A 16,244-nucleotide genomic window follows, 5' to 3' on the forward strand; every position below is an offset into this window, starting at 1 on the left:
ATGACTTTGAAACAATTTTAATAAAACTTAATATTCGTTCATGAAAAGTTCATCCAGATTTGTGAAGACTTTGTCAAAAAAAACCGTGATTACCTTTACATTCTCGTATTTATACACCATTTACAGTTTGGTTTGCTATATCGCCATGGTTTATTTTTTTCTTATTGCCAATAACGAAATGTCATGATAATCTATCTATGTAAACGGTTACACAAACGAGGAGGAGCTGTGTTGGCTACAATTAAAGATGTCGCGGGAGCAGCGGGCGTCTCGGTTGCAACGGTCTCCCGCGTCCTGAATGACAACGGCTATGTACATGAAGAAACGAGGACACGTGTGATGGCCGCCATGGAGAAGCTGAACTATTATCCGAATGAAGTCGCCAGGTCTCTTTATAAAAGAGAATCCAGGCTGATCGGGCTTTTGCTTCCGGATATTACGAACCCTTTCTTCCCCCAGCTTGCCCGCGGCGCGGAGGATGAATTGAACCGGGAAGGCTATCGGCTTATTTTTGGCAACAGTGACGAGGAATTAAATAAAGAACTTGAATACCTTCAAACCTTTAAACAAAATCATGTCGCAGGTATTATTGCTGCAACAAATTATCCTCATCTTGAAGAATACAGCGGGATTGATCAGCCAGTCGTTTTCCTGGACAGAACACCTGAAGGCGCTCCTTCTGTATCCAGTGACGGACATACCGGGGGAAAATTAGCAGCAGAAGCAATCGTTCATAGAAGCAAACACATTACGCTCCTGAAGGGTCCTGCTCACCTGCCGACTGCCCAAGACCGCTTTCACGGCGCTTTAGAGGTATTACAGCAGGCTGATGTTGATTTTCAGATCATCGAGACAGCGTCCTTTTCTTTTAAGGATGCACAAGCACTGGCAAAGGAGCTGTTTGCCATATATCCTGAGACAGACGGGATAATTGCCAGTAATGATATTCAAGCAGCGGCTGTTTTGCATGAAGCTTTGCGGCGCGGAAAAAAAGTGCCTGAGGATATTCAAATTATCGGCTACGATGACATTCCCCAAAGCGAGCTGCTGTTTCCGCCGCTGTCAACAATTAAACAGCCGGCATATGACATGGGTAAAGAAGCGGCTAAACTGCTTTTGAGTATCATAAAAAAACAGCCGCTCGCAGAAACCGCGATTCAAATGCCCGTCATGTATATAAGAAGAAATACGACAAGAAAGGAAGAAAAGGATGCGTAATATTTGTGTGATTGGAAGCTGTTCTATGGATTTAGTGGTCACCTCAGACAAACGCCCAAACGCGGGCGAAACTGTACTGGGTACTTCATTTCAAACTGTGCCGGGCGGTAAAGGGGCGAATCAGGCTGTTGCCGCTGCCAGACTTGGCGCAAATGTTTTTATGATTGGCAAGGTCGGTGACGATCATTATGGAACAGCCATCATGAATAATTTAAAAGCAAACGGTGTTCACACCGACTATATGGAACCGGTTACACATAAAGAAAGCGGCACCGCCCACATCGTGCTTGCCGAAGGTGATAACAGCATCGTCGTCGTTAAAGGCGCAAATGATGAGATCACCCCATCTTATGCGATAGACGCTCTCGAAAAGCTTGAAAATATCGATATGGTCCTGATTCAGCAGGAAATCCCGGAAGAAACAGTTGATGAGGTGTGCAGATACTGCCATTCTCACGACATCCCGATCATGCTTAACCCGGCACCGGCCCGCCCTCTGAAGCAGGAAACCATTGACCATGCCACCTATCTTACGCCGAATGAACACGAGGCAGCGATCTTATTCCCGGAGCTGACGGTTTCTGAAGCATTGGCGCTTTATCCGGCGAAGCTCTTTATCACTGAAGGCAAACAAGGCGTGCGCTATTCAGCCGGCAGCAAAGAGCGGATCATCCCTTCCTTCCCTGTTGAGCCTGTCGATACGACCGGAGCAGGTGATACGTTTAACGCGGCTCTTGCAGTGGCTCTGGCGGAGGGTAAAGATATTGAAGCTGCATTACGGTTCGCAAACCGCGCCGCTTCCCTAACTGTATGTTCTTTCGGCGCTCAAGGCGGAATGCCATCCAGAAAAGAAGTAGAGGAGCTGCTGTCATGAAAAAACACGGTATTTTGAACAGTCATCTTGCCAAGCTATTGGCTGACCTTGGCCATACTGACAAAATTGTAATCGCTGATGCAGGGCTGCCCGTTCCTGACAGCGTTCTGAAAATTGATCTCTCACTGAAGCCGGGTTTTCCGGCTTTCCGGGATGTAGCCGCAGTGCTGGCAGATGAAATGGTGGTTGAAAAGGTGATAGTCGCATCCGAAATAAAGGTGTCCAATCCAGAGAATGCGAGTTTTATAGAAACCCTTTTTTCTGAAGAGGCAGTCGACTGCCTTCCCCACGAGGAATTTAAGGAGCTGACCAAAGAAGCTAAAGCTGTCATACGAACAGGAGAATTCACACCATACGCCAACTGCATCCTGCAGGCGGGTGTGCTTTTCTAGAAAGGAGAATCGATATGCAAATCGAAATGAATGGCATTCATAAAGCATTCGCGAAAAACCAGGTGCTTTCAGGTGTATCCTTCCAGCTCAAGCCTGGCGAAGTTCATGCATTGATGGGAGAAAACGGCGCCGGCAAGTCCACCCTGATGAACATCCTGACTGGTCTGCACAAACTGGATAAAGGTCGGATCACTATAAATGGCAACGAGACGTATTTCTCCAACCCAAAGGAAGCCGAGCAGCACGGAATCGCCTTCATCCATCAGGAACTGAATATTTGGCCGGACATGTCCGTTCTTGAGAATCTATTTATCGGAAAAGAAATGTCAACGAAATTTGGTATTTTACAAACAAGAAAAATGAAAGCGCTAGCAAAAGAGCAATTTGATAAACTATCCGTCTCTCTTTCTCTTGATCAAGAAGCGGGTGAATGCTCCGTCGGACAGCAGCAGATGATTGAAATTGCAAAAGCGCTCATGACAAATGCGGAAGTAATCATAATGGATGAACCTACCGCGGCTTTGACTGAACGGGAAATCAGCAAGCTGTTTGACGTCATTACGGCTTTAAAAAAGAACGGTGTTTCCATTGTATACATTTCACATCGAATGGAAGAAATTTTCACGATTTGCGACAGAATCACCATCATGCGTGACGGTAAAACGGTCGATACAACAAACATTTCAGAAACCAATTTTGACGAGGTCGTGAAAAAAATGGTCGGACGTGAGCTGACGGAACGATACCCTAAACGCGTCCCTTCACTCGGAGACAAAATATTCGAGGTGAAAAACGCCTCCTCAAAAGGGCGCTTTGAAGATATCAGCTTTTATGTCCGTTCCGGTGAAATTGTCGGCGTTTCCGGTTTAATGGGAGCCGGACGTACAGAAATGATGAGAGGGCTGTTCGGCATTGACCGGCTCGATTCGGGAGAAATTTGGATTGCAGGAAAAAAGACTGCTATTAAGAATCCGTATGATGCTGTGAAAAAAGGGCTCGGCTTCATTACGGAAAACCGCAAAGATGAGGGATTGCTGCTCGACACATCCATTCGTGAAAATATTGCGCTGCCCAATTTGGCCAGTTTTTCTCCAAAGGGCATCATTGATTACAAGCGGGAAGCAGAGTTTGTAGACCTTCTCATAAAACGCTTGACCATCAAAACGGCTTCACCGGAAACGCACGCGCGACAATTGTCCGGCGGCAACCAGCAAAAGGTCGTGATCGCAAAATGGATCGGCATCGGCCCAAAAGTGCTCATATTGGATGAGCCGACAAGAGGCGTGGATGTAGGTGCGAAACGGGAGATTTATACGCTGATGAATGAGCTCACTGACCGCGGTGTCGGCATCATTATGGTGTCATCAGAGCTGCCGGAAATACTCGGAATGAGTGACAGAATCATCGTTGTCCATGAAGGCAGAATCAGCGGAGACATCGAAGCGCGTGAAGCGACACAAGAACGAATTATGACACTTGCCACGGGAGGGCGGTAACATGAAAACGGAACAACTGAAGCAATCAGAAAAAAAACAGATTCACTTCGATGGCGTCATGCAGAAGCTCGGCCCGTTTCTCGGTTTATTTATTCTCGTTATGATCGTATCAATTTTAAACCCGAGCTTCCTGGAGCCTCTAAATATTTTAAACCTGCTTCGGCAGGTGGCGATTAACGGATTAATCGCATTCGGCATGACCTTCGTTATTTTAACTGGGGGCATTGATCTTTCTGTCGGGGCTATTCTCGCCCTGTCCAGCGCCTTAGTCGCGGGGATGATTGTATCTGGTGTCGACCCGATACTCGCCGTCATCATAGGCTGCCTGATTGGCGCTCTGCTCGGGATGATCAACGGATTGTTAATCACAAAAGGGAAAATGGCCCCTTTCATTGCGACACTTGCGACCATGACTGTGTTCCGCGGACTTACTCTTGTGTATACAGACGGAAACCCGATCACAGGGCTTGGCACTCATTATGCCTTTCAGCTGTTCGGCCGCGGTTATTTCTTAGGAATTCCTGTACCGGCGATTACAATGGTTCTCGCCTTTGTTATCCTTTGGGTGCTGCTTCACAAAACGCCGTTCGGGCGCCGGACATACGCAATTGGCGGCAATGAAAAAGCGGCGCTCATTTCAGGCATTAAAGTCACACGTGTAAAAGTCATGATTTACGCTTTAGCCGGTCTATTATCCGCCCTTGCCGGTGCGATTTTGACTTCCCGCCTCCACTCAGCACAGCCGACAGCTGGAGAATCATATGAACTGGATGCCATTGCGGCGGTGGTCTTAGGCGGAACGAGTCTATCCGGGGGCCGCGGGCGCATTATCGGAACGTTAATTGGGGTGCTGATCATCGGCACACTCAATAATGGTCTCAACTTGCTTGGCGTCTCATCATTTTATCAGCTGGTTGTTAAAGGGATTGTCATTTTAATCGCGGTATTATTAGACCGCAAAAAGTCAGCATAGGAGGGTTTTACATGAAAAAGGCTGTATCCGTCATTTTGGCACTGTCACTGTTTGTATTGAGCGCCTGTTCGCTTGAGCCTCCCCAATGGGCGAAGCCGTCAAACTCAGATAATAAAAAGGAATTTACCATCGGCTTGTCGATCTCAACGCTTAACAATCCCTTTTTTGTTTCTTTAAAAAAGGGAATTGAAAAAGAAGCGGAAAAGCGCGGAATGAAGGTCATCATCGTCGATGCACAAAATGATTCCTCCAAGCAGACAAGTGATGTGGAGGACTTAATTCAGCAGGGCGTCGATGCGCTGTTAATTAATCCGACTGATTCATCGGCTATTTCAACGGCAGTAGAGTCTGCAAATTCAATCGGTGTGCCTGTCGTCTCAATTGACCGGTCCGCTGAACAAGGCAAAGTGGAAACCCTCGTGGCTTCAGACAATGTAAAAGGCGGAGAAATGGCCGCAGAGTTCATCGCAGACAAGCTTGGAAATGGAGCTAAGGTGGCGGAGCTTGAAGGCGTTCCGGGTGCATCCGCTACACGGGAACGCGGTTCAGGCTTTCACAAAATCGCGGATCAAAAGCTGGACGTTGTCACAAAACAATCAGCTGACTTTGACCGCACTAAAGGCCTGACTGTCATGGAAAACCTGCTCCAAGGACACCCGGATATCCAAGCGGTTTTCGCTCATAATGATGAAATGGCGCTTGGAGCTCTCGAAGCGATTAACAGCTCCGGTAAAGACATTTTAGTCGTCGGTTTTGACGGAAATAAGGATGCGATTTCTTCGATTCAAGACGGTAAGCTCTCTGCCACTGTCGCTCAGCAGCCTGAATTAATCGGTAAACTGGCAACGGAAGCAGCAGATCAGATTTTACATGGAAAGAAAGTAAAGAAAACAATATCAGCGCCGCTTAAGCTGGAAACGAAAAAATAATGCAAAGGATCAGATCTTATCTGATCCTTTTTTATGTTTAGCAACCGGCCAAAACGTGAAAGGGATAATAGAAATGATTATTTCTCTTATGTGAGGAGAGGAACGCAATGTACAAATCCACGAAAATATTGTCTACACTTGCACTTACAGCTGGAATAACTGCCGCTTCTGCTGGCGGTGCAAACACAATTCATGCACAACAGCCAGTAACAAACGTAAGCATTGATGATTTATACAGCTACCCGATTGATTCATACTTGGTTTCAGCAGAGGCTCTGAATGTCAGAACAAAGGCCTCCGCTACAAGCTCTAAAGCCGATACACTTCACCTGGGCGACAGCTTAAAGCTCATTTCGTTTTCAAACGCTGATTGGGCAAAGGTTCATTACAAAAACGGAAAGACAGGCTTTGTCTCCACTCATTACATTGTAAAGGCAGCAACAACGGTAAAAACCAAAACAAAAACGAAAGCATATACATCTGCTGAAGGAAAAAGCATCAAGACACTCCCGGCTAATACAAGCGTATCTTTTTTAGGCTGGAGTAAAACAAAAAAAGGCGGCTTTGACTTTGATTGGGTCTATGTAGATTACGGCGGTAAGACAGGTTATATCAAAACAAAGGACCTGCAAATGACAAAATAACCAAAAGGGATTCCGTTTACAGAACGGAATCCCTTTTTTCTTCGCTAATTATGGATTGAATTGTCGCATTCAAAATATTTCTCAGGAAATATTGTCGTCTGCTATGTCGAAACCTATACATGATCAACAGCATTTTTGTTTACGTTAAGGGATGGAGGTGGAAAAATGGATCAATTTGAAGCTGCATATGACTCGTATAAATCCAAACAAACAAATATCGATCAGCCAGTTGATACGTCCGGAAAAGAAGAAATTATTGCGGTCAGAAGAAATGAGGAAGACAATATTATCGCGGTGAAAACGAGCGCAGGAAGAGAACTGGACTATCCCACTGCGCTATCAGAAGCAAAAGCCGGGAAGCTCGCTCACGTTGATGTATTTCATAAATACGGACGTGACATTTTACGAAGTGAGCCAGACGGCATTAAGGATAACAACCTATCTGAATTACCTGATTTTTAATAGAGAAAGCCCTGTCCCACACCGGACAGGGCTTTTCTTTTTAAGAAAAAGGCTGCTGGATATAATCTGCTAACCGTTTTGCACTGATTGCAATATCCTCAGCATTTGCGTATTTCACACCATAAAACACATATGGCGGAAGATATGTCATGCCAATCAGATTGCTTGTCGCCTGAAACGGCTTCAGGAGCTCACTGATCGAATAATGGTTCCCTCCGCCTGCCTGATACTTTTCTGCTTCGCTTCCTGTGGAGACAGCCAGCATCAGCTCTTTGCCATGCAGAGCTTTCCCTTCTGACCCGAAGGCCCAGCCGTATGTCAGCACAAGATCCTGCCATTTTTTAAGAAGCGGCGGAGAGCTGTACCAATAAAGCGGAAATTGGAAAACAATCCGATCGTATTGCTCGCACAGCTGCTGCTCTTTGGCAACATCGATGGCTTCATCCGGATATTCCTTATAAAGCTCCCGTACAGTGATATTGTCATGTTTACTTAATTCCTCTACCCACGCCTTATTGACGACTGAGGTATCCATTTGCGGATGAACAGCCAAAACCAGTACTTTCAAGGAGACCCACACCTTTATCGTTTTAATGTTATTTTAACTAAAATCAGGTAAAGTGCCAAATGAAAAGAAAGCCCTGCACATGTGCGGGCTTTCTTTTTTTATTCCGGGCTTCCTTCAGTGGTTTCGATATCTTTGGCGAAATCCGGGTTATCCAGATTCGCATTAAAGAAATCTGCTGTATTTGGAAGTCTGAGATTCATGTTCATTTTTTGAGAGATTGTCACCGTGCAATCCTCAAGCACATAATCAAAGACGTGTCCGCCTGTATTTCGTCCTTCGTCAATGAAGTGCAGGTGATAGCCAGAAACAGCGATTCCGTTCGCATAAGCAGGAGTCAAGAAACCAACGATTGTCCCTCTGATGTTGTCAAAGTTGAAAATCGGCTGTGTTTTGACCGCTTCAACCATTGGCACATAAGGTTTTTCTTGCAGTTCTACCGTTCTTGTCTGCACTTTTTTAAACAATCCATCAATACGGATGGCATAAAATAGGTTTTTACTTGGCAGAATGCTATTGATTTCTTTTTCAAATTCTTCACGTGTCATTTTCGCATCAATTTTATGCGTCATGTCCGGTGTAAAGAACGTAAATGAGCAGAACGGAGAGCGGTCTCCGCTTTGCACCGGTGTCGCAGTGCCGTCGGAACGAAGACGATAAAATTCGCCGTCAAACCCAATCAGCTCTCCATCAAGCTTGTTAAAGGTTCCGATACCGAAGTCACCGTATTTCGGAATATCTGACAGTTCAAAATCGCCGTCATATACTCCGTCTAAAAGAGAAGTCATTGTTGATACTTGATAAATTTGGCTCACGGGCTGTTCTTTTTTGCCGCGGCTCAGCATTTGAATATTGCTTTCGTGTTTCATATTCCCTTCACTCCTTTAGTAATGTGCTGTTCTTCGAAAACAGTATCTTGGTGCGCAGAGTGCTAGAGAGCTTTTGTTTTCATCAGTTCTCCAAATTCTTTTGGGAGCTTGTCACTCGCTAAATTAACGTTATCACTGTAGTCAACTGGGACATCAATGATAACAGGGCCTTCAGCATTCATGGCTTGACGCAGAACACCTTCCAGCTGGTCTGGTGATTCGACACGCAAACCGGTTGCCCCGAAGCTTTCCGCATATTTCACGATATCAATGTTTCCAAACTCGACTGCAGATGTACGATTGTATTTTTTCAATTGCTGGAATGCAACCATGTCATATGTGCTGTCGTTCCATACAATGTGTACAATTGGAGCTTTTAAGCGCACCGCTGTCTCTAACTCCATTGCTGAGAATAAGAAACCGCCGTCACCAGAGACAGAAACGACTTTTTCACCCGGTTTCACTAATGAAGCACCGATTGCCCACGGAAGCGCAACACCAAGTGTTTGCATACCGTTACTGATCATTAATGTTAATGGCTCATAGCTGCGGAAATAACGGGACATCCAAATCGCGTGTGAACCGATATCGCATGTCACTGTGACGTTATCCTCGACTGCATTCCGTAATGCTTTAACGATCTCAAGAGGATGCAGTCTGTCTGACTTCCAATCTGCAGGCACCTGCTCTCCCTCATGCATATATTCTTTTAATTCAGAAAGGATTTTTTGCTCACGTTCCGCAAAATCCACTTTTACAGCATCATGTTCGATATGATTCAAAGTAGAAGGAATATCCCCGATCAATTCAAGCTCTGGCTGGTACGCATGATCAATGTCAGCCAGAATCTCATCTAAATGGATAATCGTCCGGTCTCCATTGACATTCCAGAATTTCGGATCGTATTCAATTGGGTCATAGCCGATTGTCAGAACAACATCAGCCTGCTCAAGCAGCAGGTCACCAGGCTGGTTGCGGAATAAACCGATACGGCCGAAGTATTGATCCTCTAAATCTCTCGTAAGAGTGCCGGCAGCCTGAAATGTTTCTACGAATGGAAGCTGAACCTTTTTCAAAAGCTTGCGAACCGCTTTGATCGCTTTAGGTCTTCCGCCTTTCATTCCGACTAAAACAACAGGAAGTTTTGCTGTTTGGATTTTCGCGATAGCAGCACTGATTGCATCATCAGGTGCAGGACCAAGTTTTGGCGCTGCCACTGCACGCACGTTTTTGGTGTTTGTGACTTCATTCACAACATCTTGCGGAAAGCTCACAAAAGCGGCCCCAGCCTGACCTGCTGACGCTGCTCTAAATGCATTTGTAACAGCTTCCGGTATATTTTTTACGTCTTGAACCTCTACACTGTATTTTGTAATCGGCTGAAATAACGCCGCATTATCCAATGATTGATGAGTTCGTTTTAAACGATCGGCACGGATAACGTTCCCAGCAAGCGCAACAACAGGGTCACCTTCAGTGTTTGCAGTCAGCAGTCCCGTTGCCAGGTTAGAAGCACCCGGTCCTGATGTGACTAAAACGACTCCCGGTTTTCCAGTTAAACGGCCTACAGCCTGCGCCATAAATGCTGCATTTTGTTCATGCCGTGCAACAATGATCTCTGGCCCTTTATCTTGTAAAGCGTCAAATACCGCATCAATTTTTGCACCTGGAATGCCAAATACATGTGTGACACCTTGCTCCGCTAAGCAATCAACAACAAGCTCCGCCCCTCTGTTTTTCACAAGGGATTTTTGTTCTTTTGTTGCTTTTGTCAACACCCTCACTCCTTATTATGCATTTTAAACATAAAAATTTAAATAAATCTTGTGATACGTTTCACTATACACTCTTTGGAAATTGACCTCCAATATCAATTCGACTTATGATTAATATGTATTACGAATTATTAACCTACGAAAGGAATGCATGATTGATGGAGCTTCGCCACCTTCAATACTTTATCGCAGTTGCCGAAGAGCTTCATTTCGGAAAAGCTGCACTTCGGCTGAACATGACACAGCCTCCCCTCAGCCAGCAGATTAAACAGCTGGAAAAAGAAGTCGGGGTGACGCTACTGAAGAGGACAAAACGATTTGTGGAGCTAACCGCAGCCGGAGAAATATTTTTAACTCACTGCCGTACGGCTTTGATGCAAATTGATCAAGCGATTGAACTGGCACAGCGTACGGCTCGCGGCGAGCACGGCCATCTCGTTATCGGTTTTGTCGGATCAGCTACATATGAATTTCTGCCGCCGATTGTCCGGGAATACCGTAAAAAATTCCCATCAGTAAAAATTGAATTGCGGGAAATCTCCTCATTTAGGCAGCAGGATGAGCTACTAAAGGGAAACATTGATATTGGTATACTTCATCCTCCGTTGCAGCATACAGCATTACATACTGAAATCGCCCAAAGCAGCCCTTGTGTTTTAGCTTTGCCTAAACAACACCCGTTAACATCTAAGGAAGCCATTACAATTGAAGATTTGAGAGATGAACCGATTATTACTGTAGCCAAGGAAGCATGGCCTACTTTATACATTGATTTCATCCAATTTTGTGAGCAGGCTGGCTTTAAACCAAACATTGTACAGGAAGCGACTGAATATCAAATGGTCATTGGGTTAGTCAGCGCCGGCATCGGGATTACATTTGTACCTTCCTCAGCTAAAAAGTTATTTAACTTGGATGTGACTTATCGAACAATAGATAAAATACAGCTGAATGCCGAATGGGTTATCGCCTATCGCAAAGACAATCAAAATCCGCTTTTAAAGCAATTTATTAATATTTCAAATTGTCAGCAGTTAAGAACTAAAGAGAGTGATGCAAGTACCTGAAATGATACTTGCGAACTCTTTTTTCTTTTGGGATTCTCATGGAATTTTAATTAATATAATATAATCGCTTAGTACAACTTCTTATCGGTATACGTATACATACAGTACAAATAGTTGGCAAGGATACTAGTAAGCGCATGACAATCGTTTGATGTTAAGAATGATAGATAGAGAGGTGACATATATTACACAGTTCACGAGTATATTAACATTGCTCGCTTTTTTCATAACAATGCTTTTTATTTTCTGGAGACCGAAAGGGTTAAATGAAGCTATCCCCGCAACAATAGGCGCTTTCATGGTGATATTATGCGGAAGTGTGTCATTGACAGACTTAGGAGAAATAGGATCAAAAGTCACAGGTGCATCGGTCACAATTCTTGCCACTATGATCATGGCCATTGCATTGGAAAGTTTCGGGTTCTTTTATTGGGTGGCTGCCAAGCTGCTCCAACAATCCAGGGGATCAGGCATCAAGCTTTTTTGGTTAACCAATTCACTTTGCTTTTTAATGACAATTTTCCTAAATAATGATGGGAGCGTTTTGATCACAACCCCCATCCTTTTGCTGGTTTTAAAATATTTAGGTTTGAAAAAACATCAAAAAACCCCTTATTTAATAAGCGGCGTTTTAATAGCTACAGCCTCCAGCGCACCGATCGGCGTAAGTAATATTGTAAATTTAATTTCTCTCAAAATGATTGGCATGGATCTATATCTGCACACTGCCATGATGTTTGTCCCTAGTATGATGGGACTCCTTTTTATGGCTTGTCTACTGTTTATTTTCTTTTATAAACGTCTTCCTAAAAGCCTGCCGGATATACCGAACCATTTTCAGTCTCTGCAACATAGAAGGTACCATCCCCTTCATTCGCCATCAGCTCCATTACCAAAACGAAATCAAACAAACATAATGTTATTTGTACTCGCATTTGTTTTTCTCGTCAGAATCAGCTTATTTGCCGCGTCATATACCGGTATCTCCGTTCCTCTTGTCGCTGTCATCGGATCGATTATCCTTTTGGCCTGGAGATGGGTTTATTTCAAAACCTCTCCTAAAGACTTGTTATACAAATCACCTTGGCACATTTTTATTTTCGCTTTTACTATGTATATCCTCATTTATGGGCTGCACAATATTGGATTTACTGAATTACTTGTCAATTATTTTGAACCAATGGTTTCTGGAAGCCTCTCCTACGCTACTTTCGTATCAGGTATCTCTACCTCTGTCTTTTCGAATCTATTCAACAACCATCCGGCTTTAATGATCAGTACTTTTACTTTAACGGAAATGAGCCTGAATCCTTCAACAGCAAAAATCATCTACTTGGCAAATATCATTGGTAGTGATATTGGTTCCTTATTATTACCTATAGGAACATTAGCAACACTTATTTGGATGCATATATTAAAACAGCATGATGAAAGTATTTCCTGGGGCGAATATTTAAAAACGACCATATTAATCATTCCGCTGACTGTTCTTTTTACACTGACATGTTTATATTTTTGGATCAGTTGGTTATTTCTTTAGCAGAGTATGATGAAACAAAAAACTGCCTTCTGCTATTCGAGGGCAGTTTATTTTCAGTATAGGCTACGCTAGGGGAGATGCATTGTCTTTAGGTGATTTAACTTCCAAATGATTGACTCTCCGCTTGCGTTAATAAGCTCAATGATATTATTAGACACATCTTTTAATAGACCGACTTTCTCTGGCACTTCCCCCATATCAAATATGACCAATTGGCCAACATATTTTTTGATCTGCTCCTCGAAATTACGCACTAGTGAAACACTGGAAGGTACGACAGGCAATTGAGAGTTATCAAGAGTGTACGGCGTTTGTTCTGTTGAATAAGGGGTAAACCATTTTAAGTGATGCATAGATATGAAAAGTGTTTTAAATACAGGTGAAAAAAATACAATATAATCATTTAAAACACTAGTAACATATCCATGTATTGACCGATCCCCCGTTACATAAATTTCAATAAATTTGCCTTTCACCTTGTTTAATGTGTTTCTATAAGAAAAACTATTATTTTCCGCCTCCATCATTGGATCTTCCGGATCTATTAAAATTGGTTTCTCAGTATTCGTATTTATTGCTTTGTTCATTTGATGAAGATGCAGCAAGGGAATATAAAGATAATTGCAGCCATCAAATATAACAAAAATATCCTGTCCAATATCTATAAGTGTGCCAACAAATCTTGTATCTCCTGAAATGACAACCTCAACATCTGTGTCAAGAAATTGATTCAAACCTTTCACCATTCTCCCCCTTTAATTGAATGAAAAAGGGCATCACTTTATCTGATGCACCTTCATTATCTATTAAAATTTGCGCTTCCACTGATAGTCTATTGTTTTAACAATCGTTTCATAACTATAATCTTCCTTTTGGCTTCCGGTACGATGAAAATCAGAAGATCTTGATGACCGATATGATTTGGACGAACTTTTGGTGTCTGATGAACGATCATATGTTGATGATTGATAATCTGAAGATCTTGGTGACCGATATGATTTAGACGAACTTTTGGTGTCTGATGAACAATCATATGTTGACGATTGATAATCTGAAGATCTTGGTGACCGATATGATTTGGAAGAACTTTTGGAATCTGATGAACGATCATATGTTGATGATTGATAATCTGAAGATCTTGGTGACCGATATGATTTGGAAGAACTTTTGGAATCTGATGAACGATCATATGTTGATGATTGATAATCTGAAGATCTTGGTGACCGATATGATTTGGAAGAACTTTTGGAATCTGATGAACGATCATATGTTGACGATTGATAATCTGAAGATCTTGGTGACCGATATGATTTGGACGAACTTGATGAGCTATATGATGTTGAAGAGGTTAACGAACTGCTGTCCCCCTCTTCTTCGTGTTTTTGTTTTTGGTCTATATCATTTTTGCTTTCTTCTTTATCATCATGTTCTTTCTTTTGATCACCTTTTTTGTAAGAGCCTTTTGGGCCTAAGCTGATGCTCTTGATATGAAAAGGATATATCCGAAGCACTTCTTGATTTTTCACTAAAGTATAATGACCATCCGCATTATCTACGAGGATCCCTTCAATTGCTTCTGGTCCTCCTCGATTAATCGAAACCCATTTATGAGTTAAGCTCTTAAAAACTTCGTTTAAATGATCAGCTTCCAAGACACCTGGCGTATGTCCTTCTTTATTTACAGCGTCCTCATGTTTACTTATGCTTTTGATGTGATGAATATTAAAATAAACTACGCCATCCTCATTTGTGTCTAACGCAGCGAAATCATCTCCTAGCCATACCAAACTTCCTTTTTTAGATTCCGGGCCGCCTTGATTTAATTGCACTGATTGGTTCATTAACTGTCCGATTAAGCTGTGAAAATCATCAGCATCAGCCATTTCTGCCGTCTCAATTGTTGTTGCGCTATTATTGGTATCCTCTGTAATACTTTTGACATGATCCAATTGATAATAAATGGTTTTTTTTTCAGTTTGTAAGGCGATATAATCTGATTTTACAGCTACCAATTTTCCTTTTTTAGATTCCGGACCTCCTCGATATACAGTGACAATTTTATCTTGCATTGAATGCAAAAAATTATAGTAAGATATATCATGATTTGAATGATTTTTCATTCTCCTCTTGCTCATTCATTACCCTCCTAGTCATTTATACATAGATGATAAATATATTGCATATATACGTGTCACAGTTATTTCTTGAACTAATTGAATAGCCTAATTGTCTGATTTTCAGCGAATACCTATAATCATGCATTCACAAAATACTTAAATTGCTTTTAATGTATTGTGAACGATTGTTAATATACTCAAAAATCACTTCCGGCTCACGGTCAAAACGTTCAATATCATTCTTTTTATATGGGTCCATCAGGACAAACGGCCTGATTTGATCATAAAGCGCCAATATTTTTGGTTTCATATATTCAATGGTAAAGAGAGATTGGAGCGTTTTTTCTAACAGATGCTTGTAGGACCTGCGAAAATCGGGTTCATCCAAAATGCGAGCGGTTAATGTATTAAACCCTTGGATTCTTACATAATCTGCAGCCATCCGCTCTCCATGGATATCCCTGCCCCAAGTCGCATCATAGTCCCAAGGAATCACTTCAAATAATCCGGTTTCCCCGCTTCTGTACAAAGCGTAATTATGGACAAACCCGTCATAGTTTGAGGTGAACACAATGCCGGCCAGCCAGCGCAAATACTTATCGATATTCACATGCTTTGTCACTTCTGATTTAAATTGAGCTTTAGGGACAGTATTAATTTTAAAAATCATATCCTGTAAATAAAAATCATCTTCCTCGGTCCCTGTCTTCTTTTCATACCCATGCTCAAGCGATGTCTTCGTTTCTCTCTCCAAATCACTCACGAGAGAAAAATTAGCATCATCGTCAACCGCGTAAAAAATGGCTCCGTCCGCCAGCTTCCTTTTCGCTAAATAATATTCGTCGACGGATTCAAGCTCTAGATACACTCCTTCATTCTTCCCATTTACCTTTAAAAACACAAATTCTGCCTTCGGAGACAGTGTCCCCAGCTCTGAGAAAAAATCGAGAGACAATTTGTTTCTCATCATGGAAGGATCTTTATATTCCGCATTCAAGTGAACCTCGCGGGCCCCGCGAAATGTTTTCGGCTGATAAAAGGAAATATGGTACGACTTCTTTTTGAAATCTCTAATATGAGATCCGCGATAAGCGATGTCGATATCAAATCTTTTCTGATTCACTTTCAGCACAGCCGGAACCGGTTCATCATCCCATATATCCTTTTTTAATTCCCGTAAGTCTTTTGGATGAATAAACAGCTGATACAGAGGCAAATTTGATTGATTCTTCATCCGTAGTCCCCCTTCAAAATTAGGCTTTTATTTTTGTGAGATCTCAGCGGAACACTTATACACTTTTTACAATCGTGCGTACTATGTGT

General features: G+C 42.6%; 16 protein-coding genes. 10 read left to right on the forward strand and 6 right to left on the reverse strand.

Annotated features, from left to right (window positions below; genetic code table 11):
* Nucleotides 1-231: 231 nt before the first annotated feature.
* The 8 genes from HC660_RS18160 to HC660_RS18195 all read left to right on the forward strand — a co-directional run bounded on the left by HC660_RS18160 (nucleotide 232) and on the right by HC660_RS18195 (nucleotide 6,988).
* On the forward strand, nucleotides 232-1,218 hold the full coding sequence (locus HC660_RS18160) for a LacI family DNA-binding transcriptional regulator (RefSeq protein WP_168748904.1): 987 nt from the start codon (nucleotides 232-234) through the stop codon (nucleotides 1,216-1,218).
* Entirely contained in the window at nucleotides 1,211-2,092 is an 882-nt protein-coding gene (gene rbsK / locus HC660_RS18165) for a ribokinase (RefSeq protein WP_168748905.1), read from the forward strand. The genes HC660_RS18160 and rbsK overlap by 8 nt, the downstream gene beginning before the upstream one ends.
* Nucleotides 2,089-2,484 (forward strand): D-ribose pyranase, encoded by a 396-nt coding sequence (gene rbsD / locus HC660_RS18170; RefSeq protein WP_168748906.1) that lies wholly within the window; start codon nucleotides 2,089-2,091, stop codon nucleotides 2,482-2,484. Before rbsK ends, rbsD begins: the two co-directional genes overlap by 4 nt.
* 14 nt (nucleotides 2,485-2,498) lie before the next feature.
* The gene (locus HC660_RS18175) at nucleotides 2,499-3,980 is read left to right on the forward strand and encodes a sugar ABC transporter ATP-binding protein (protein ID WP_168748907.1); all 1,482 of its coding nucleotides are present in this window, start codon (nucleotides 2,499-2,501) and stop codon (nucleotides 3,978-3,980) included.
* Between the two features lies 1 nt (nucleotide 3,981).
* The gene (rbsC, locus tag HC660_RS18180; protein ID WP_168748908.1) at nucleotides 3,982-4,953 is read left to right on the forward strand and encodes a ribose ABC transporter permease RbsC; all 972 of its coding nucleotides are present in this window, start codon (nucleotides 3,982-3,984) and stop codon (nucleotides 4,951-4,953) included.
* 11 nt (nucleotides 4,954-4,964) lie between these two features.
* Nucleotides 4,965-5,882, forward strand: coding sequence for a ribose ABC transporter substrate-binding protein RbsB (gene rbsB, locus HC660_RS18185; protein WP_168748909.1), 918 nt, complete (start codon nucleotides 4,965-4,967; stop codon nucleotides 5,880-5,882).
* 107 nt (nucleotides 5,883-5,989) lie between these two features.
* A complete protein-coding gene (locus HC660_RS18190) occupies nucleotides 5,990-6,526 on the forward strand; it encodes an SH3 domain-containing protein (RefSeq protein WP_168748910.1) in 537 nt (178 codons plus the stop codon).
* Nucleotides 6,527-6,691: 165 nt separating this feature from the next.
* Nucleotides 6,692-6,988, forward strand: coding sequence for a DUF3892 domain-containing protein (locus HC660_RS18195; protein WP_168748911.1), 297 nt, complete (start codon nucleotides 6,692-6,694; stop codon nucleotides 6,986-6,988).
* Nucleotides 6,989-7,028: 40 nt separating this feature from the next.
* Here HC660_RS18195 and HC660_RS18200 read toward each other — a convergent pair whose 3' ends face one another.
* The 3 genes from HC660_RS18200 to alsS all read right to left on the reverse strand — a co-directional run bounded on the left by HC660_RS18200 (nucleotide 7,029) and on the right by alsS (nucleotide 10,197).
* Nucleotides 7,029-7,556 (reverse strand): NAD(P)H-dependent oxidoreductase, encoded by a 528-nt coding sequence (locus HC660_RS18200; RefSeq protein WP_168748912.1) that lies wholly within the window; start codon nucleotides 7,554-7,556, stop codon nucleotides 7,029-7,031.
* Between the two features lie 98 nt (nucleotides 7,557-7,654).
* On the reverse strand, nucleotides 7,655-8,422 hold the full coding sequence (gene budA, locus HC660_RS18205; RefSeq protein WP_010332127.1) for an acetolactate decarboxylase: 768 nt from the start codon (nucleotides 8,420-8,422) through the stop codon (nucleotides 7,655-7,657).
* Nucleotides 8,423-8,484: 62 nt separating this feature from the next.
* Nucleotides 8,485-10,197, reverse strand: coding sequence for an acetolactate synthase AlsS (gene alsS, locus HC660_RS18210; protein WP_168748913.1), 1,713 nt, complete (start codon nucleotides 10,195-10,197; stop codon nucleotides 8,485-8,487).
* A 158-nt stretch (nucleotides 10,198-10,355) separates the two neighbouring features.
* Here alsS and alsR point away from each other — a divergent pair, with 158 nt between their 5' ends.
* Nucleotides 10,356-11,264, forward strand: coding sequence for an acetoin biosynthesis transcriptional regulator AlsR (gene alsR, locus HC660_RS18215; protein ID WP_010332129.1), 909 nt, complete (start codon nucleotides 10,356-10,358; stop codon nucleotides 11,262-11,264).
* A gap of 211 nt (nucleotides 11,265-11,475) precedes the next feature.
* Complete coding sequence (locus tag HC660_RS18220; RefSeq protein WP_168748914.1) at nucleotides 11,476-12,804, forward strand: arsenic transporter; 1,329 nt, start codon at nucleotides 11,476-11,478, stop codon at nucleotides 12,802-12,804.
* A gap of 68 nt (nucleotides 12,805-12,872) precedes the next feature.
* Here the strand turns inward: HC660_RS18220 and HC660_RS18225 are convergent, their stop codons facing one another.
* The 3 genes from HC660_RS18225 to cotH form a co-directional block, all read right to left on the reverse strand.
* A complete protein-coding gene (locus HC660_RS18225; RefSeq protein ID WP_168748915.1) occupies nucleotides 12,873-13,547 on the reverse strand; it encodes a YwrJ family protein in 675 nt (224 codons plus the stop codon).
* Nucleotides 13,548-13,610: 63 nt separating this feature from the next.
* Nucleotides 13,611-14,939: a spore coat protein CotH gene (locus HC660_RS18230; RefSeq protein ID WP_168748916.1), complete on the reverse strand. Its 1,329-nt coding sequence runs from the start codon at nucleotides 14,937-14,939 to the stop codon at nucleotides 13,611-13,613.
* 127 nt (nucleotides 14,940-15,066) lie between these two features.
* Nucleotides 15,067-16,155 carry a spore coat protein CotH gene (gene cotH, locus HC660_RS18235; protein ID WP_010332133.1) on the reverse strand — a complete coding sequence of 363 codons (1,089 nt, stop codon included), beginning with the start codon at nucleotides 16,153-16,155 and terminating at the stop codon, nucleotides 15,067-15,069.
* Nucleotides 16,156-16,244 lie beyond the last annotated feature (89 nt).

This window comes from Bacillus mojavensis (genome assembly GCF_012648005.1).
GTDB classification, from domain to species: Bacteria; Bacillota; Bacilli; order Bacillales; family Bacillaceae; genus Bacillus; species Bacillus mojavensis.